Raw genomic sequence first — 20,046 nt, forward strand, 5'->3', positions numbered from 1 at the left:
ATTTTCTAAATTTTCTATAAGTTTTTTATCTTCATCATTAAAACCTATAATAGATTCTATTCTTATATCATAAACATTATTTTTTATAAGGACTTCATTTATATTATTTTTCACATCAAAAACAGTAGTATTTAATCCAACAAAAACTAAACTACTTAAAAGTATTATAATTAATATTGAAAAAAATCTACTCTTTGATTTCAAAATTTCTTTTAGACTATCTTTATCGCTAACTTTCATAGTTACCACTCTATTTTCTCTATATCAATTTTCTCATTATTTATGGTTATTTTTTTTATGCTTGCATCACTTATTTCTATAATTTTATCAGCCATTTTTGCAATTTCTTGGTTATGTGTTATTAAAACAACTGTTGTTCTTGTTTTTTTACATATTTCATCTAATAACTTTAAAACTTGCTTACCTGTATTATAATCCAATGCTCCTGTTGGTTCATCACATAGTAATATTTTAGGTTTTTTTACTATTGCTCTTGCAATTGATACTCTTTGTTGTTCACCACCAGATAACTCATATGGATAATTATCACCTCTATTTACTAAACCAACCAATTCCAATGCTTTATTAGGATCTAAACTATCTTTTACTAAATCAGCTGCTAATTTAACATTTTCAAGAGCTGTTAAATTAGGAATTAAATTATAAAATTGAAATATAAAACCTACAACATTTCTTCTGTAAAGTGTTAAACTTTTATTGTCATACTTCACTATGTCATTTCCATCAACTATTACTTCACCTGATGTTGCAGTTTCAATTCCACCTAATATATTCAAAAGGGTGCTTTTACCAGCACCCGATGCACCCAAAATTACAGCAAATTCTCCTTCACTGATTTCAAAATTTATATCTTTATTGGCAGTTATAAAATTATATTTTTTATATAATTTATTTACTTTAATCAACTAAATTCCTTCTTTCAATTCAACTAATCTATCTATTACTTTTTGTATTCTAATTTTAAATACTCTTATTGCTTCTTTTCTTAAAGTATCTTTGTCTCTCTTTATTGCTACATAATGATTTCCACTTTTATCATCTCTAAATTTACCTATTTCTTCAGAATTTCTAGTATATTTATCAGCTATTTCATTTGCAAATTTATCCATTTGTACTTCATCAAAACCAGGACCTTTTACATTTGCATCAGCTAATAATTGATCAAATACTGAATTAACATACCCTCTTATTGCATTATGCATACCTCTTTCTGCATCTGTTCTTGCAGATATTTCTGATTTAGTAGCTTTTGATGCTACTGCTATATCATTATCAAAATCAAATCTATCTTTCACTTTATCTTCAATTTCTGATTTTTTAAAAAATTTATCATTAAATGTTCTATCACTTGATAATACCGTTGATGCGGAAATATTAAGTGAAACTGCCAATATTGATATAAGTAAATACTTTTTCATTTCTAACCTCCTACTATTATACTCTCTACTATTTTTAAATCACACTTTTCTAATAAATATTTCGTTGTCATTAAAATATTATCTATATTTTCATCTTTTTTATATAATAAATTTACTCTAGATATTTTTATAAATTCTTTCATAAAATCGATTATAGTATAATTTCCTTCAATTTTAAACGAAACACTTTTATTTATAAATATTACCAATTTAGTATATTTATTTCTTAAATTAAATATATCATTTCTAATTTCACACACATTTTTATTAGTATCTAAATTATAAATATGATATTCTTGAAATTTATCTTTGGGCATTTCACTTACGTTTACACCCACTACAAATTCTAATAAAGTTTGTATTTCTTTTCTTTTTCTAACTATATGATGCAATCTACAACGAGCCTCATATTTTTCAACATTTCCAATTAAAACTAATGGATCATCTTCAAAAGCAGGTTCCCCATCTATTAATCTTTGACTAGCATATGCTGATTTACCACACACTGTACAAATTGCAGATAATTTAGTAACTTCATCTGCTATTGCCATAAGTTCTGGTAAAGGTTTAAATGGTAATGCTCTAAAATCTTGGTCTAATCCAGCAACTATTACTCTTTTACCTAAATCAACACATTTTTTACAAAAATCTACTATCCCTTTTGGAAAAAATTGTATTTCATCTATCCCTATAACTTCTACATCGGGGTTTTGTGTTAATATATTTTCCATTTCATCTAAACTATTAATTGAATGAGCTGCAAAATTATTCTTATTATGTGAATAAATTCCATTTTCACCATATCTATTATCAATGCTGGGGCTAAAAACTAATATTTTTTGTTTTGCATAATTTGATCTTCTTAGTCTTCTAATTAGTTCTTCACTTTTCCCAGAAAACATACTCCCTGTTACTACTTCTAAACGCCCTATATATGTTTCCACTACATAAACCTCCATATTTTTTATTAATTATATTATATGATATATTATGTCTAAATGCAATTGATAAGTTAAAATATTTCACACAAATCTTTATCTATTATTATTTTATATATATTTTTTTGAATTTCATTATTTATACATTTTGGACTGGATAAATCCTAAAATAAATCACTAAATTCATCTTCAAATTCTTTTAATCCATCATTTTCTAAATAAAAAATAAAATCTTCTTTTTTATATTCATTAGAAATACCTGCATATGCATCATCAGAACAATAATATCCAAGTTTTCTTGCGACTTGTATTGCAAACTCTTTATATGCTTCACCAACAGCAGTTATAATATTACCATCTACTACAATAGGTTTATAAACAATATTTTTCTCATTAATAAATTTAAATTTCGTATTCATTTCAAAATACAAAGAATTAATAAAATTTTTATCTTTTAAAAGACCTGCTTTTGATAAGAATACTGGTCCTGCACAAATTGCTCCTATAATAAAATCATTATTTCCGTTAAAAGTTTTTAAAAAATCAGTTATTTTATCATCTCTCAATGAAATTCTAAGATCACTACATCCTGGTAATATAAGGCAATCATATTCTTTTATATTAAATTCATCAACAGTTTTATTAGGCACTATAAGAAAGCCTTCCTCAGATTTAATAATATCTTTACTTGTAGAAAATGTAACAGTTAAAGTATCATAATACCATCTAAATAAAGCAGATAAATTTGCTATTTCCTGAAAACTAAATTCATGATATATAAGTAAAGCAATTTTTTTATTCATTATTTAAACTCCAATCTTATCTATTCAGTCTATTCTACATAACAAATAATAATTATTTATTATTTGTTATGAATATATTATTCAACAAATTAAAATATTTCACACAAATCTTTATCTATTACTATTTTATATTCATTTTCAATTTTTTCACTTATATTATTTTCAAATAATATTAGATTGAATTTATTATATGTACAATATTTATATATTTCTTTTATTTCTTCATTAGAAAAAAAAGTTTTTAAATTTATAAATATAAAAAAATTTATTCCTGTTAAATCATTTAATAATTTCATATAATCTAGTATTTTATAAGATAAATTTTCCTCTTCTTCCAATTTTAAAGTAACTGATTTAAATAAATCAGTTAGTGCAATTGTATCTGACATTGTAAATGAATAATTACTATTAGATAAAATATCAAAAATATATTTTTTTATTTTATTTGTTATATTTAATGTTTCATCGTATTTTTCTTCTAATGCTATACTAGATATTTTTTTATATATTTTATTAATTTCTTTATTTATATTTATATTCAACAAATCAGATATAACTATACTGTTGCTAGACATACTTAAATCTTCACATTTGTTTTTTGATAATATAAACAAATCACTTTTATCAATATTATTTACTAATTCATTACATATTTTTCTAAAAAATACATTATCTTCTATTACTATAGTATTTATTAAATTTTTTTCAAAATCTATTTCAAAATCATATAAATTAAATCTAAATTCCATATATTCCTCACAATATTACTATTCTCTCATCTGTATCAAATATATTTTCAGATTTATTTCCTAATAAATACTCCATTTTTTGATACTGTTTTTCTGTTATATTTAAAACACATATAAGTCCTTCACTTGGTTTGTTTTTTTCAACTTTCTCTTGTAACAATTTTGTATTTGTATTATTAAGTAATAATTTAGTATATACTGATTCTTGTAACATTAAAAATCCATTTTGAATTAAAAATTTCCTAAAATCTCTATATTCTTTCATATTCTTTTTTGTCAATGTTGGTAAATCAAAAAATAATAACATTCTCATAAATCTATAACTCATTATATATTTTCACTTTTAATAACTCATTGCTATTAATTGCATCTAATATAGTTTTAACATATATTTTTATAGCATCCGGAACATAATATTCTTTATTATCAATTTTTACTTTATTCTTAAATATACTAAGCATTATCTTCTTCTCCTCTGAACCAAATTTTTTAAAATTATTATTATAAACTATCTTATCAATTAATGGTCTAAATACTTCAACTAAATCAGATGTTAAATTAAATTTATTAAATTGATTAGAATGAAATATACCTAATTGTGTTAAGTACCCATTATTTATTATTTCTTTACTAATAGTAGACGTTAATAAATGATAACCATAATTTAATGCCTTATTAATAGCATTTTCTTCACGTCTTGAAAAATTTTTACCAAATAATGCATTAAAATATACCTTAGCAGCATGTGCTTCTCTATTTGTAATATCATTATATTCTAATTCCATTTGATATTTTTCTAATAATTTGTACTCAGATTTATTTAAAAACTTTAAAAAATCTTTTTGTTTCCCTATTTTTTCATACACTAACCTAGTCCATATACTTTCTTTTGTACTTTGTTTCCAATTAAATTGTTGATTTATTTTAGTATATGTATCATGTGAGCCATATAAAGAACTAATTTCAAAAAAAGGGTCAGACTTTTCATCACAGAAAATAATTTTAACCTTATTTTTAACTAATTCACACAATAACGCACATGTTACTGATATTGCTGTTGACTCTAAAATCAATGTATCAAGTTCAGTAATGTTAAGACAATATACTTCATCTTGTTTTCTAATTATTACATTATTGTACTTTAAGTCTAGTTTACTCCTATTTCCTATAACTACTGTTCTCCAACCCATAATATTTCCTTATATTTTTGTTTTTTTAACAAATAATCCTGTTATTGATTCATCTAATAAATAAGCATCTAATTTAAGTAATGTTGATGAAGAAAGTTGTATAATTCCCTCTATTGCCGAAAAAGAAATTTTTTCTTTACTATATTCATTAAATATTTTTTCAAATTCTTTCATATTAACAACACCCTTTGATCCAGTACCTAACATTTTAACTATATTTACTATAAATTTAGCTTTATTATATAAATCTATTTTTTCAAATATATCAATTAAATTAAAATATTTGATTGATAAATTTGGTTTTTTAGAATTAATATATATTTTGGAAGCTAACTTTTTACATATACTTTTATACAACTGATTGAATTCAATATCATACCTCTTAATTGCTTCTTCATAAATTTCATTTTTATTTTTATTTTCATCTCTTTTTAAAAAGGATACTATATATTTATCAGAATCTTTCTTATTTTTTTCTAAAAAATTAATAGCATTCTTTAATATTTTGGTATTTTTTTTATCTAACAATAATGAAAATTCATTATTTAATTTAAAAATTAAATTACTTGAAACAAATGCTATACTGTAAATAAAGTCATCTACAATTAATTTTTGTCCTATTTTCATTTTTCTAATAGATTTTATATTCTTAATTCCTTTATTTTCTTCAAGATATTTAAATTTATCATGTGAATTTTCAAATTTATTTTTTTCTTTTATTAAAATTTTTGCTATTTTCTTAACTTTTTCCCCATTTTCTTCGCAATTTATTAAAAGAAAATATGCATTTTTTAAAGATTTATAATATCCATATTTTTCATTAATGTTTTCATCATTACCTGAATAATTTTTCGGAATATTTACTTGTATTTCAGTACCACTACCTTTTGGACTACCCTTTTTATATATGGTTGCATCAAATAGTTCTCCACTTCCAATTTGACTTAATCTTGTTACATTAACATCATTTCTATCAACTATTTTTAAAACATTTTCTCTTATATCATCGTTCCAAATAATTTTATTATCATTCTTTATGTCTTTTACTTCTCTTTCATAAATTTTTGACATATTATACTTAAACTCATCATTTTTTTCTTTTAATTTTTTCATATAAATATATGGATTTTTAGTAAATTTAGTATCAAATATATTCCCACATACAATATTTAAATATGCATCTTTAGCATGATGAAAATCATTTAATTCTCTACATTTAATTATGTCATATTGACTCCTAAAATTACTTACATTACCTGCTTTTGCATACACAATATCAGATTTATTATAAATATTTTTCAATATTGAAATAACTTCATTAGTTGCTTGACTTGTTGTTACTAATTGTCTAGCAATAAATCCTGATAATTCTGTATCAGTTAATTTATTTTGTCTAATTAATCTTTCATATTTAATTTTTGATATTAAGTTTGTATCTAACAATCTTTTCCAATATTTCTTCATTTTTTGTTGAATATCTAAATCTAATGGATATTCATTTGTTTTTTTAGCATTTATATTTTTTAAAACCAATACTGTATTATTTATACTATCATCTTTAATAATTGATTGTGGTAAAATATGATCTATATCATAAATATTTGAATCAAATAAATTAGATAATTCTATTTTTTCATCTGAATACATACATTTACCTAGTTGCATAAAATATAGGTAAAGTTTTTGTTGTCTTAATCTGTTATTATCAAATTCACTAATTTTACCTTTCATATCATTAATTTGTTCTTGCAAATCTATATTGGCTTCATACATACTTTCATATATATTAAGTATTTGCTCTTTTCTAGGTATAGTTTTCGTCTTATCTGCACCCGTATTTCCTTCTCTAGCAGTTTCAATAAATATTTTTTTAGGTTCTTTACCTGTTATTTCAACTATTTCTTGTATGATTCTTATACTTTGTATAATTGCCCTTTTAACTGAAGGAGATACATAAGATTCATCAACTAATTCTTTATATGATTTTTCTTTATTAAATTCAGAATTTAATATCTGTATTTTCTTTTCTAAATCAAATTTTTTAGACATTAATTCCATAATATTCATATTTGTTTTTCTTAATGCTTGAATTACACTATCATATTGTTCTCCAGTTTCAAGATTTACAAAATCAAGCCCAGATAATAATTTTCTTGATAATCTACCAAAAGTTCCTATGCTTATGTTTTTAATTTTATTAAGTTCCTCTTTTGACAATTCTAAATCTGAATATTTTGAATTAAATTTATTCATAAATAATTTTAAATCTTTACCATATAGACATTTCCAAGTTATAACATCTTCTACCATATTAACATATCTATCTTCTTCTATTTTATTCCCTAAAATATTCTTAAATTTAATATACGTAGATAACTTAGCATTAAATTTACCATCAATACCTGTTATAACAGAATCTTTACTTGAGATATTATTTATAACTAAAAAATCTTTAAATTTTTTCAATGTAACATTATTTTCTTTTTTAAATAAATAATTAATAATATTTTCTTTATCTTGTACAGATAAAAAATTAGAATCTATTTTTACCTTGTTTAATTCATTTAATAAAATATATTCTTCATATAATAAAGAATTTTTAGGAATTACTTTTTCATTTTTTAAATAAGTACAGTTATTTATCAAATTTTTAATAAAATTTTCTGCTGAAGCTTCTAAATCAACTTTTTCACTAAAATTCCATGGTTTTATAGCACCATCACTTTTTCTAACAAACCACGCTTTATCACTATTTTTATTTAATGGTCCAACATAATATGGAATCCTAAATCTGAAAATAGATAATATTTTTTCTTTATTTTCTTTTATAAAATTATAATGTTTACTTTGATTTTCTAATATTTTTTCTAATTCTACTTCATGAACTTGATAAGGTAAAACTCCGTTTTTATTAGTTTTTTGTTTTGGTAATATTTTTTGTTCTTTTGCTCTATCTAATAAATTTTCATAGATTTTTTTATCTTCTTCATCTATATTTTTTATTTTTTCTAATATTGATTTTGTTTTTTCACTTAATTCATCTATACTTGATTTTTTCACTAATTTATTATAATCATCTCTACTATAATATTTTTTCATTATATATTTCAAATTTTTTAAATCTTTTTTATATGTCTCATATTCTTTGACTTTTGATTCTGAAATATATTTACTACCATGTAATATATTTTTTAATATTCTAAAATCATACATTGCTTTACAAATATCTAATAGAGTTATGTTTTCTTCTCCAAGAATTCCAAAGTATATATCTTTTACTTCATCATAAATACTATCATCAAATGATATATCTTTTTTTTCAGCTTCTTTATATTCATCAGTAGCGTATAAATCAGATAATTTTACCTTTGAACCTATTGACAATTTAAATATTGAAATCAACTGATTATTTTTATCAAATATTTTTTTGAACTCTCTTGTTTTATCTAATTTACCAGATTTTTTATCTAATAATATTTTTTCAATTTCATTGATAAGATTTAAATTAAGTTCTATTCCAAATTTCTCATAAACATATTCACTTAATTTAATAAATATAGATTCAAATTCTTGTATTTCAGTTAAATTTTGACCCTCGAATAAAAAATGTCCCCTTTTTTTCAATATATTATGAAGTGCTAAATAAATAAATCTAATATCTTTTTTTTCAGTATTTTCTACTAATTCTTTTCTTAAATGATAAATTGTTGGATATTTTTCATAAAAATTAATATCAGTAAAATTTTTATCATTAAATAAAGTATATTTTTCATTTATACTTTTATCTTCTAAATGTAATGTACTCTCTTTTAATCTTTGTAAAAAATTTTTATCTATTTTAGAGATTTCATTTTCAAAAATTTCATTTAATAAATCTAATCTATATTTTCTCCTTTTTAATCTTCTTCTTGAATTTCTAAATATTCTTCTTTCCGCAGCAGTTTTTGCTTCATCAAATAGTCTACTTCCCCACATTCTTTTTCCATTAAATTTAAATATATTATACTTTTCATCAGTAACTGCCCATCCTACTGAATTAGTCCCTATATCTAAACCAATATAATAATTTGGAAATTTTTGTTTAATTTTCAAAATTATTCTCCCCTTTCATTTCAAAAAACTTGACATTTCCAAATTTTTTGATATAATATTATTAAATAACATACTGAGTTCAAATAAAAATTTTTGAACCCGCATATGTGAATATGCTAACTTCTGAATAGTCAGAAGTTTTTTTATTTTATATTTATAATCATAAACCTAATAAAATATTAGGATTTTTTTATTTTTAGTTTATAAGGTACATCTTAAACCTCAATTTGAGGTTTAAGACACCTTTAAAATAACATACTTCTCAAACCGCTACTCTATTGTAGGTTTTTTCGAAGTTGTTTAAGACACCTTTAAAATAACATACTTCTCAAACAATAAAATTATCGCCATTTAACAAAAAATAGTTTAAGACACCTTTAAAATAACATACTTCTCAAACGTCTTGATTTATATATTGTTTAATTCTATTGTTTAAGACACCTTTAAAATAACATACTTCTCAAACACTTTCAAGTATGTCGCATTCTACTGATACGTTTAAGACACCTTTAAAATAACATACTTCTCAAACAACAAAACCTTGTCAAAAGGTTATTATAAGGTTTAAGACACCTTTAAAATAACATACTTCTCAAACATTATATATTTTCTCTTTATTAATCTGCATGTTTAAGACACCTTTAAAATAACATACTTCTCAAACAAAGTATATTTTTTTATTCAATGTTAAAAAGTTTAAGACACCTTTAAAATAACATACTTCTCAAACAGAACCTATAATAAACAATATCAAAGATTTGTTTAAGACACCTTTAAAATAACATACTTCTCAAACCTTTCTTTGTGTATGTCTAAATTTCTCAATGTTTAAGACACCTTTAAAATAACATACTTCTCAAACGAACTTAACTATTCAAAGGAAAACAGAACAGTTTAAGACACCTTTAAAATAACATACTTCTCAAACTGTGGTATAATTTGGCTACCATCTGGTAAAGTTTAAGACACCTTTAAAATAACATACTTCTCAAACTTCCAACTACTCCAAGTGTTATTTTTATACGTTTAAGACACCTTTAAAATAACATACTTCTCAAACTCGTGAGTTTGTTTATTATTGTATATTTCAGTTTAAGACACCTTTAAAATAACATACTTCTCAAACATTATCTCATTTTTATATTAATTTATAATTGTTTAAGACACCTTTAAAATAACATACTTCTCAAACTGCGAGAAAGAGAGGACAACGCAGTTCAAGTTTAAGACACCTTTAAAATAACATACTTCTCAAACGAGATAATTTATACATATTTAATCTCCTTTGTTTAAGACACCTTTAAAATAACATACTTCTCAAACAATGAAAATATAAGAATGTCAAAGTAATGGGTTTAAGACACCTTTAAAATAACATACTTCTCAAACCACCTGGTTTTTATTCAAGTCAGTTATAAGGTTTAAGACACCTTTAAAATAACATACTTCTCAAACAGTCAATGTCAATTCTCGTTCAACATTTTCGTTTAAGACACCTTTAAAATAACATACTTCTCAAACATTTTTATGTTAAATATACTTTTTTATACAGTTTAAGACACCTTTAAAATAACATACTTCTCAAACAAGATTTAGAATAGTAACCTAATAATATCTGTTTAAGACACCTTTAAAATAACATACTTCTCAAACCAAAGATTTTAGAAAAGCAAATTCAGTTGCGTTTAAGACACCTTTAAAATAACATACTTCTCAAACTCGCATTGTTGCGTTTATTTTTTTTCTTATGTTTAAGACACCTTTAAAATAACATACTTCTCAAACGAGATAATTTATACATATTTAATCTCCTTTGTTTAAGACACCTTTAAAATAACATACTTCTCAAACTAAAGAGATAATGGAATATAAAAGGTATAAGTTTAAGACACCTTTAAAATAACATACTTCTCAAACCTTTTCTTGTTGTTCTATGTTGTCATTATTGTTTAAGACACCTTTAAAATAACATACTTCTCAAACAAGATTTAGAATAGTAACCTAATAATATCTGTTTAAGACACCTTTAAAATAACATACTTCTCAAACTTTTCATGTCGGCATTGACACTTATAAAATGTTTAAGACACCTTTAAAATAACATACTTCTCAAACTATAACCTAAAACCATTATAAATATTAAGTGTTTAAGACACCTTTAAAATAACATACTTCTCAAACTTTAGTTTTAGATATAATTTAAGTTATTTTGTTTAAGACACCTTTAAAATAACATACTTCTCAAACATTTACTTGATAAAGGGTATACAGAAGAAAGTTTAAGACACCTTTAAAATAACATACTTCTCAAACAAGGTAAAGAAAAATAACTTAAATTATATCGTTTAAGACACCTTTAAAATAACATACTTCTCAAACAGAAAAAGGCTAATATGAACCATGAATAGTGTTTAAGACACCTTTAAAATAACATACTTCTCAAACAGTAAATTTGATGGTTTAGCACAATACAATGTTTAAGACACCTTTAAAATAACATACTTCTCAAACATATATAAAGACACTTTTATTAATATTTTTGTTTAAGACACCTTTAAAATAACATACTTCTCAAACATAATTGTAAAAGAGAATTTGACAAAAACGGTTTAAGACACCTTTAAAATAACATACTTCTCAAACAACCATCAACTTAATTACCTTTTTTATTAGGTTTAAGACACCTTTAAAATAACATACTTCTCAAACATTTACTTGATAAAGGGTATACAGAAGAAAGTTTAAGACACCTTTAAAATAACATACTTCTCAAACAAGGTAAAGAAAAATAACTTAAATTATATCGTTTAAGACACCTTTAAAATAACATACTTCTCAAACTCAGCCATTTCAACAGTTACTTTATATGAAGTTTAAGACACCTTTAAAATAACATACTTCTCAAACAGAAAAAGGCTAATATGAACCATGAATAGTGTTTAAGACACCTTTAAAATAACATACTTCTCAAACTAATCCTTCTGTTGATATTATCATTTTAGCGTTTAAGACACCTTTAAAATAACATACTTCTCAAACATAACAATATACACTATTAACAACTATATAGTTTAAGACACCTTTAAAATAACATACTTCTCAAACCATCGCTTCATCATAGTCTACTATCTCGTAGTTTAAGACACCTTTAAAATAACATACTTCTCAAACTTGATTTATTTTATAACTTTAATTAAAATCGTTTAAGACACCTTTAAAATAACATACTTCTCAAACAGATGCTCTTTTAAACTTTTTATACTCACTGTTTAAGACACCTTTAAAATAACATACTTCTCAAACTATATTATATTTGCTTTTTGCTAAGTTCAGTTTAAGGCATCTTTAAAATAACATACTTCTCAAACATTCCATTCTGTTAAGAATAGCAGTGAAATATTTAAGATACCTTTAAAATAACATATTTCTTAAACTATCTTTATCAACTTCTTAATATCTATATCTTTAAGATTATTTTGTTATTTTTTTCATAATATATAGTATTTTATACCACATTATTTAATTTTTATCAATACTAAAAAAATTAAATATGATTTTTTACAATAATTTCAAAATTGTTTTATATAACATATCAACTTAATTAAGTCTATTCATACTTGTAAAAATAGTCATTTTTCTTTTGTATTTAGTCTTTACTAATTCATAAACTCCTATTTATTTTTATATACAAAAAAACATGCACATTATTTTTCACAATTAGTTTTATGTTAAATAGTACATGTTTTATTCTTTTTTATTTTTTTATCTTAATTAATAACTTAGTATTTTTATATATTCCATACCCTAAACATATATATATAACAAAATACCATATATTTCTTAATATTATAATTTTACTATGTAATGAAAAAATAGTATTAAATATATTATAAATATCACTATTGGCTTTTATTTCAATAATAACATTATTAAGAACTTTATTATAATCTAATAAATTTTTTAATTCCATATTTTTAAGCATATCCATTATATTTATAAAAGTTTTATTATTTACGCTAAAATCTATATTATTTTTTAATTGTATAAGTTTTATTGCATATATCACTAATATAAGTATTAGTGAAATTATAAAAAGTGTCATAACATACATTATATTTTTATGATATGATTTAATTTTTTTCACTTCATCTATTTTTATAATATCAGTATCATCAGTAACATTTCTTAAATTTTTAAATATAAAATAATTCACTATATAAAATATAAAAAGTTCAACAATTAGTATAATTACTATAGTTATTATTAACACTATAATTCTATATTTATAAAACCCAAATAAATCATTATTAAAAAGTTTTTCTATAAATTTTAAATCAGGTAATAAATTATCTTTTATAACTGAAATAAAAATCCTAGATTGTAAAAATAATAATATTAATATAAATATAAATATATTCCATATCATACTTATTATTGATATATTTTTTAATTTATTAGTATTCATAAAATTCCTTCCAAAAAAGAGTTTAGTTTGCTCTTTCTAAATATTCACCTGTCCTTGTATCTATTTTAATCTTGTCTCCTATTTGAACAAATAAAGGAACTTGTAATTCATACCCATTTGCTATACTTGCAGGTTTTGTTGCTCTACCTATTGTATCACCTTTAAGACCTGGTTCTGTATATGTGATTTCTCTTATTACAGTATTAGGTAATTCTATACCTACTGGTCTTTCTTCATACATTAATACTTGTATTTCCATTTCTTCTTCTAAAAAATTAACTGCATCTTCTAAATCTTCTTTTCTCAAAACAATTTGATCAAAAGTTTCTTGATTCATAAAATTATAGTCTCCATCCATTTCATATAGAAATTGCATTTGATATCTATCTAAAATTATATCATCAAATATTTCGGTAGTTAATACTGTGATTTCTTGAACCTTACTACTTATCAAATCTTTAATTTTAAATTTCATCTCAGCTGCTCTTGCTTTTTTACCAGATGTAGATTGATGTCTATCAGCTTTTAAAATAATGTATGGTACTCCATCCTTTCTATATGTATTTCCTTGTCTTAAATCCATTGCTGGTTTCATATTTCCTCCTTTTAAAACATACGCTTGTATGTGTTTTTTTCATTATTTATATTTGTTTTTGAACCGTGTCCTGGATACACTTCCATGTCTCCATTTAATTTTAACAAACTACTTAAAGTTTCTTTCATTTCATCTATATTGCCTGTTGGAAAATCTGTTCTTCCGTATGTATTTTTAAACATTGTATCACCTGTAAAAATTCTATTATTTTTTTCATCTAAATAGCAAAAACTTCCTTTTGTATGACCAGGTGTACTTAAACATTTTAGATTAAAAATTTCTTCATTTCCTTTTAATCCTATAATAGTATATTTTTCACTTAATTTATATTCTAAATTAACCCATTTTGATAACGAATAGTCATGGTCATATAAAAATTTAATATCTTCTTCTCCCATATATACTGGTACATTTTTATAATTTAAAATACTTTCTAGTCCTAAAATATGATCAAAATGCCCATGAGTCAAAAATATCATTTTTAAATCTAAATTTTCTTTCTCTATATATTCAATAACTTCATCCATCTTTGGATTTCCTGAATCTATTATAACACATTCCTTATTCTCGTTTTCTAACAAGTATATATTTGCATCTAATATTGGGCTTATAAATATTTTTAACTTCATATTAACTTTCCTTATCATTTTTTATATTCAAATTATTAAAATTAGGATTTACTTGTAAATCTATAATATTAAATGGTAATTCTATTCCTTTAGCATCAAATTCAGTTTTTATTGATTCATTTAAATAATATTTAGCTGCTAAATAATTTGTAGGTTTAACATGAACCTTAATATCAAAATTAAGTGATGAAGCCCCTATCTCAGCCATACCAATTAAATAAGGTTTTTTATCTACTTCAAACAAATCTTCTTTTCTTTTAAATATTATTTCTTTTATTGTTTGTTTAACTTCTTCTATATTACTTCCGTAGCCTACACCAACTTTTATATCTAATCTTCTATATGTATGTACACTTATATTTTTTAATTCTGAATTTATTATAGAACCATTTGGTATTATAACTTCTTCATTTGAATAATTAATCAAATAAGTGTAAAAAATTTCAATTTTAGTAACTCTACCCTCGTAACCTGCATATATTATTATATCGCCCACTACAAATGGTTTAAATACTAATATTATCATTCCACCAAACATATTCCCTAATGTATCTTTAAAAGCAAAACCAAATACTAATGCAAATGCACTAATTATTGCTCCAAATTTTTGAAGATCTATACCAAGTAAATCTAAAATTGTAAAGATTATAATAATATCAATTACAAATCTAGTGATAGAATTTAAAAAAGTTATTAATCCATGATTATCTTTAAATATTCTTGTATACAATTTATTAAAAAATGTAGATAAATATCTCTTTATCGGTTTATACAATATAAACAGTATTATTGCTGGTAATATATTAAAAAGATTCTTTTCAATATACAATAGTATCTCATTTAAACTTAAATATTCACTTATACTTCTCATTATTCTAACTCCTTATACATTAAACCTAAAATACATTACGTCTCCGTCTTGTACTATATATTCTTTTCCCTCTAATCTCATATCAGCATTAATTTTTGATTTTTGCCAACCTTCATTTTCAATAAACTTATCAAAATCAACAACTTCTGCTCTAATAAATCCTTTTTGTATGTCAGTATGTATTTCTGCTGCTGAATTTTGTGCATTAGTTCCTTTTGTAATAGTCCATGCTCTAACTTCTTTTTCACCTGCTGTAAAAAAAGTTATTAAACCTAATAGTCTATATCCTGTTGATATTAATCTATTAAGACTTGGTTCACTTACTCCTAAACTTTCTAAAAATTCTTTTCTTAATTCTTCATCTTCTATTTCTATAAGTTCAGCTTCAACTTTTGCTGAAAATATAACTATTTCAATTTCTTTATCCTTGATATATTCTCTTACTTTTTTTACATACTTATTGTCAACATGACTTGCTAAATCTTCTTCTGAAACATTAAGTGCATACATCATAGGTTTTATTGTTAAAAATTGATACACATTTATAAGTTCTAATTCATTTTCATCCAATTCTAACGAAGATAATAATTTTTCGTTTTCTAAATGTTTCATACATTTTTCTAAAGTTTCTACCAATAATTTAGCATTCTTATCTCCACTTTTAGCCAATTTAGAATTTTTTTGTCTTGCCTTTTCAATAGTTTCTATGTCTGCAAAAATTAACTCTAAATTTATAGTTTCAATGTCTCTTATAGGATCAACACTACCATCAACATGTATTATATCATCATTTTCAAAGCATCTAACAACTTGACATATAGCTTGTGTATTTCTTATATTAGTTAAAAATTTATTCCCTAAGCCTTCTCCTTTTGATGCCCCTTTTACTAATCCTGCTATATCAACAAATTTTACTGTTGCTGATACAGTAGATTTTGGGTTTACTAATTTTATTAATTTATCCATTCTATAATCTGGTACTGGAACCGTTCCTACATTAGGCTCTATTGTTGCAAATGGATAATTTGCTGCTAATGCATTACTAGACTTAGTTATTGCATTAAATAAGGTTGATTTCCCAACATTTGGTAATCCTACTATACCTATTCCTATCATTTTGTTATCTCCTTCAATACTTTTATTAATTCTCTTTTTTTCTCTTTTGATAATTTTGATATATATTCTATATCATATATAGGTACTAATTTTTTACCATAAAATCCGAAAATTTTACCTACATTTTTTAATATATCTATATTTGTCTCTTTTTTAGTATAATATTTGTATAAATAATTAAAAATATCTTCTCCTATACTTACTATATATTCAGGCTCTATCAAATATATTTCCTTTAAAAATATAGACATTGCATATTTTCTTTTGTCATAATCAATACTTTGCATTTTATTATAGTATTTATTAAGACAAGTAAAATAACATTCTTTTATATCTATTTTAGCAAAATCAAATATTACTTTTAATTTTTCATACTCAAAACTATCTAATATTCCTCTTTTTTCAAACATGCTATGAGTAACTTTATCAAAAACTATAACTACTTTAGCTTTTTCGTTTCCTATTCCATGTACAGGTTCTTGGTCTATATTTAAATAATTACATTCTTCATATAATTTAATATCTTTTTCTATTTCATTCCACATATTCTATACCTACTTATCTAATTTATATAATTTTGTTGGTTCTTGTGTACTTACTATTATATCTGTATGTGATAATACACTTTTTCTTGCTGTATCTAATGCTATTTCAGGTCTATTATTATCTGAACTTAAATGAAGCAAAATAATTTTTTTTAATTTATTATTTGATACGTCATGAAATAATTTTGATGCTTCAGCATTTGAAATATGACCTACATTACTTTTAACTCTATTTTTTAAAGTCCAAGGATAATCTCCACCTAGTAACATATCTACATCATAATTACTCTCAAAAGCCAATATATCGCTTTCCATACATGCCATTTTAACAATATTTGTTATTTTACCTATGTCAGTTACATAAGTTAATTTCTTATTTCTATAATGAAAACTATACCCTAAATTATGTGCTGAATCATGCATTACATCAAAATTTTCAATTAGTATATTATCAAAAAAAATCTTTTTATCTTCTAATAAATTAATTTTTGAAATATCGATTTTACCCATTTTATGTAATACTTCATTAAGTGATTTCTTATTAACATATAAAGGAATATCATATTTTCTTGAAATTGCACCAAAAGATTTTATGTGATCACCATGATCGTGTGTTACAAATATTGCATCAATATTTTCTAAACTTTCATTTATTGTAGATAGCTTTTCATTTATTTTTTTCATACTATAACCAACATCAACTAAGATTTTTTTTCCACCTATTTCTATAAAACTCGAATTTCCTGCACTTCCACTACCTAGTACTGATATTTTCAACTTTACTAATCTCACTTTCTATACTATTTATTGCACCTATGTATACTATGCTTATTACTATTAATATAAATAATACTCTTTTAATAATTTTTTTTACCATAATATTTCTTCATCTTCTTCCATTTTATTAAATTTAGATATGCTATTTCTTTGTTTTATTAACACATTCTCAGGTGCAGTTATACTAATATTAAACTCGCCTTTTTTTACTTCTATAAACCCTAGCCCACCTATACTTAAATCGTAGCCTTTTTCTAAAATAATATCTTTTGTTATAAAAGTATTTTTCAGATATTCTTCTGTTTCTTCTTTTGATAATAATTTAAAAAAATCTCTATTTAAAAGTTCAGAATATTTTTCTTTACTAGTTACATGAAACTCTATATTTTTTGAAGCAAAAACTTGTATTTCACAATCAGAATTTACTCTAAAATAAACTAAATTTGATAACATAAAATACTGATTTTCTTTTAATTTAAATGTTTTTCTTGAAATTTCTTTATTAGGTACTAACTTAACTGCCTTTTTAGGATTTAATAAACTTTGAATTCTACCTTCAGGTATAAGTCCAGGTGTATCATAAAAAGTAATAGTAATATCTTTAAATTTAATCTTATTTTTTATACTTCCTTTTGTTGTTCCTGAAAATTTAGAAACTGTTAAATTATTTTTATTAAGTAATCTATTTAATATTGAAGATTTTCCTACATTAGATGCTCCAATAACAGCAACCTTTATATCCTTTTTATCTCTTGCCATAGTTTTAAGCTTTTTTAATATTCCATTTAAACCAAAATTTGACTTTGCTGAGATATATGATTCTTGTTCTGGAAAAATATTTTCATCTATTAAAATATTTTTAAACCATCTTGCAATTTCAGTTTTAACATAATATTTAGGTAATAAATCTATTTTATTAAGAACAACAAATACACGGTTATTCTCTAATAAATCTAAAATTTCATTAGTCATTGATGGCTCTAAATCTATTGCATCAAAAATAGGCATAACTATATCTACATTACTTATTGTCTTTCTAACAATTTCCGAATAAAGATTTTTATCTTCTGTTTCATTAGGTATTTCAGAATAATTTTTTAATCTGAAACATCTTCTACATATTAATTTATCTCCTAATAAATATTTTTCAATAGGAATATACCCTTTTTTATTTATATCTTCTGTTTGCAATATTTCTGCACAACCTGTACATATTTTTGTACTCATTTTTCACCTCTAAAATTTCTATAACTCCTAGTAATTATATCATATTTTAAATCAAATAAAAAGTGGACATTGAGATTATTTGTGCTATAATATTTATGAGGTGATAATTTTGGAAAAAATAGTTTACGATTTATTAAATGATTTAGGTATAAAGTATAGTAATCAAATACATGAGGCTATAACTTCAGTTAGAGATACTGATATTAAATTAGAAGGACAACAAGTTAAAAACTTAGTTTTAAAAGCGAAAAAAACAAACAATCTATATCTTATAATACTAAAAGATGAAAAAATGGCAAATTTAGGGAAATTAGCTGAAATTTTAGAAGAAAAACGACTATCATTTGCAAATGATGAAATTTTAGAAGAATTACTACATTGTAAAGCGGGTACTGTTACTGCATTTGGACTTATGTTTGATAAAGAGTGTAAAATTAATGTTATAATTGACGATGAAATTGATCAAAATCTTACAGTAGGTTTCCATCCATTTATAAATACAAAAACAACTGATATACAATTCAAAGATTTTATGAAATTTTTAGAGCATGTTAATCATAAGCCTAAATTTATAAATGTTGGTTAATTAGAAAAGGGGCTGTTGCAAATT

General features: G+C 23.0%; 19 protein-coding genes and 1 CRISPR repeat array. Of the genes, 1 reads left to right on the forward strand and 18 read right to left on the reverse strand.

Features of this window, described 5'->3' with window-relative positions; genetic code table 11:
* The 18 genes from AWT72_RS04360 to AWT72_RS04440 all read right to left on the reverse strand — a co-directional run.
* On the reverse strand, nt 1–240 hold a 240-nt coding region (locus AWT72_RS04360; RefSeq protein WP_156413078.1), incomplete at its 3' end, for a hypothetical protein.
* A 2-nt stretch (nt 241–242) separates the two neighbouring features.
* Complete coding sequence (locus AWT72_RS04365) at nt 243–926, reverse strand: ABC transporter ATP-binding protein (protein ID WP_067141385.1); 684 nt, start codon at nt 924–926, stop codon at nt 243–245.
* Nucleotides 927–1,439, reverse strand: coding sequence for a hypothetical protein (locus AWT72_RS04370; protein WP_067141388.1), 513 nt, complete (start codon nt 1,437–1,439; stop codon nt 927–929).
* Nucleotides 1,440–1,441: 2 nt separating this feature from the next.
* On the reverse strand, nt 1,442–2,383 hold the full coding sequence (locus AWT72_RS10070) for a thymidine kinase (protein WP_306765425.1): 942 nt from the start codon (nt 2,381–2,383) through the stop codon (nt 1,442–1,444).
* A 158-nt stretch (nt 2,384–2,541) separates the two neighbouring features.
* Nucleotides 2,542–3,180, reverse strand: a complete 639-nt coding sequence (locus AWT72_RS04380; protein WP_067141392.1) for a DJ-1/PfpI family protein — start codon at nt 3,178–3,180, stop codon at nt 2,542–2,544.
* A gap of 89 nt (nt 3,181–3,269) precedes the next feature.
* Nucleotides 3,270–3,929: a type II-A CRISPR-associated protein Csn2 gene (gene csn2, locus AWT72_RS04385; RefSeq protein ID WP_067141396.1), complete on the reverse strand. Its 660-nt coding sequence runs from the start codon at nt 3,927–3,929 to the stop codon at nt 3,270–3,272.
* Nucleotides 3,930–3,936: 7 nt separating this feature from the next.
* The gene (gene cas2, locus AWT72_RS04390) at nt 3,937–4,242 is read right to left on the reverse strand and encodes a CRISPR-associated endonuclease Cas2 (RefSeq protein WP_067141431.1); all 306 of its coding nucleotides are present in this window, start codon (nt 4,240–4,242) and stop codon (nt 3,937–3,939) included.
* A 4-nt stretch (nt 4,243–4,246) separates the two neighbouring features.
* Nucleotides 4,247–5,119 (reverse strand): type II CRISPR-associated endonuclease Cas1, encoded by an 873-nt coding sequence (cas1, locus tag AWT72_RS04395; RefSeq protein ID WP_067141399.1) that lies wholly within the window; start codon nt 5,117–5,119, stop codon nt 4,247–4,249.
* Nucleotides 5,120–5,128: 9 nt separating this feature from the next.
* Complete coding sequence (cas9, locus tag AWT72_RS04400) at nt 5,129–9,211, reverse strand: type II CRISPR RNA-guided endonuclease Cas9 (protein WP_067141402.1); 4,083 nt, start codon at nt 9,209–9,211, stop codon at nt 5,129–5,131.
* A 232-nt stretch (nt 9,212–9,443) separates the two neighbouring features.
* Nucleotides 9,444–12,645: direct repeats of the CRISPR family, unit length 36 nt; unit sequence GTTTAAGACACCTTTAAAATAACATACTTCTCAAAC.
* A gap of 320 nt (nt 12,646–12,965) precedes the next feature.
* Nucleotides 12,966–13,676 carry a hypothetical protein gene (locus AWT72_RS04405; RefSeq protein WP_067141406.1) on the reverse strand — a complete coding sequence of 237 codons (711 nt, stop codon included), beginning with the start codon at nt 13,674–13,676 and terminating at the stop codon, nt 12,966–12,968.
* A 22-nt stretch (nt 13,677–13,698) separates the two neighbouring features.
* Nucleotides 13,699–14,271: an elongation factor P gene (gene efp / locus AWT72_RS04410; RefSeq protein WP_067141410.1), complete on the reverse strand. Its 573-nt coding sequence runs from the start codon at nt 14,269–14,271 to the stop codon at nt 13,699–13,701.
* Between the two features lie 11 nt (nt 14,272–14,282).
* Complete coding sequence (locus AWT72_RS04415) at nt 14,283–14,900, reverse strand: MBL fold metallo-hydrolase (protein WP_067141413.1); 618 nt, start codon at nt 14,898–14,900, stop codon at nt 14,283–14,285.
* A gap of 1 nt (nt 14,901) precedes the next feature.
* A complete protein-coding gene (locus AWT72_RS04420; RefSeq protein WP_067141416.1) occupies nt 14,902–15,771 on the reverse strand; it encodes a mechanosensitive ion channel family protein in 870 nt (289 codons plus the stop codon).
* A 12-nt stretch (nt 15,772–15,783) separates the two neighbouring features.
* Nucleotides 15,784–16,887, reverse strand: coding sequence for a redox-regulated ATPase YchF (ychF, locus tag AWT72_RS04425; protein ID WP_067141419.1), 1,104 nt, complete (start codon nt 16,885–16,887; stop codon nt 15,784–15,786).
* The gene (locus AWT72_RS04430) at nt 16,884–17,432 is read right to left on the reverse strand and encodes a hypothetical protein (RefSeq protein ID WP_067141422.1); all 549 of its coding nucleotides are present in this window, start codon (nt 17,430–17,432) and stop codon (nt 16,884–16,886) included. Before AWT72_RS04430 ends, ychF begins: the two co-directional genes overlap by 4 nt.
* Nucleotides 17,433–17,441: 9 nt before the next feature.
* A complete protein-coding gene (locus AWT72_RS04435) occupies nt 17,442–18,224 on the reverse strand; it encodes an MBL fold metallo-hydrolase (RefSeq protein ID WP_231724051.1) in 783 nt (260 codons plus the stop codon).
* Nucleotides 18,187–18,309, reverse strand: a complete 123-nt coding sequence (locus AWT72_RS10075; protein WP_269320301.1) for a hypothetical protein — start codon at nt 18,307–18,309, stop codon at nt 18,187–18,189. Before AWT72_RS10075 ends, AWT72_RS04435 begins: the two co-directional genes overlap by 38 nt.
* Nucleotides 18,303–19,436, reverse strand: coding sequence for a GTPase (locus AWT72_RS04440; RefSeq protein ID WP_067141428.1), 1,134 nt, complete (start codon nt 19,434–19,436; stop codon nt 18,303–18,305). The genes AWT72_RS10075 and AWT72_RS04440 overlap by 7 nt, the downstream gene beginning before the upstream one ends.
* A 109-nt stretch (nt 19,437–19,545) precedes the next feature.
* Here AWT72_RS04440 and AWT72_RS04445 point away from each other — a divergent pair, with 109 nt between their 5' ends.
* Nucleotides 19,546–20,022: a YbaK/EbsC family protein gene (locus AWT72_RS04445; protein ID WP_231724052.1), complete on the forward strand. Its 477-nt coding sequence runs from the start codon at nt 19,546–19,548 to the stop codon at nt 20,020–20,022.
* Nucleotides 20,023–20,046 lie beyond the last annotated feature (24 nt).

Origin of the sequence: Oceanivirga salmonicida (assembly GCF_001517915.1) — a bacterium.
Classification (GTDB): domain Bacteria; phylum Fusobacteriota; class Fusobacteriia; order Fusobacteriales; family Leptotrichiaceae; genus Oceanivirga; species Oceanivirga salmonicida.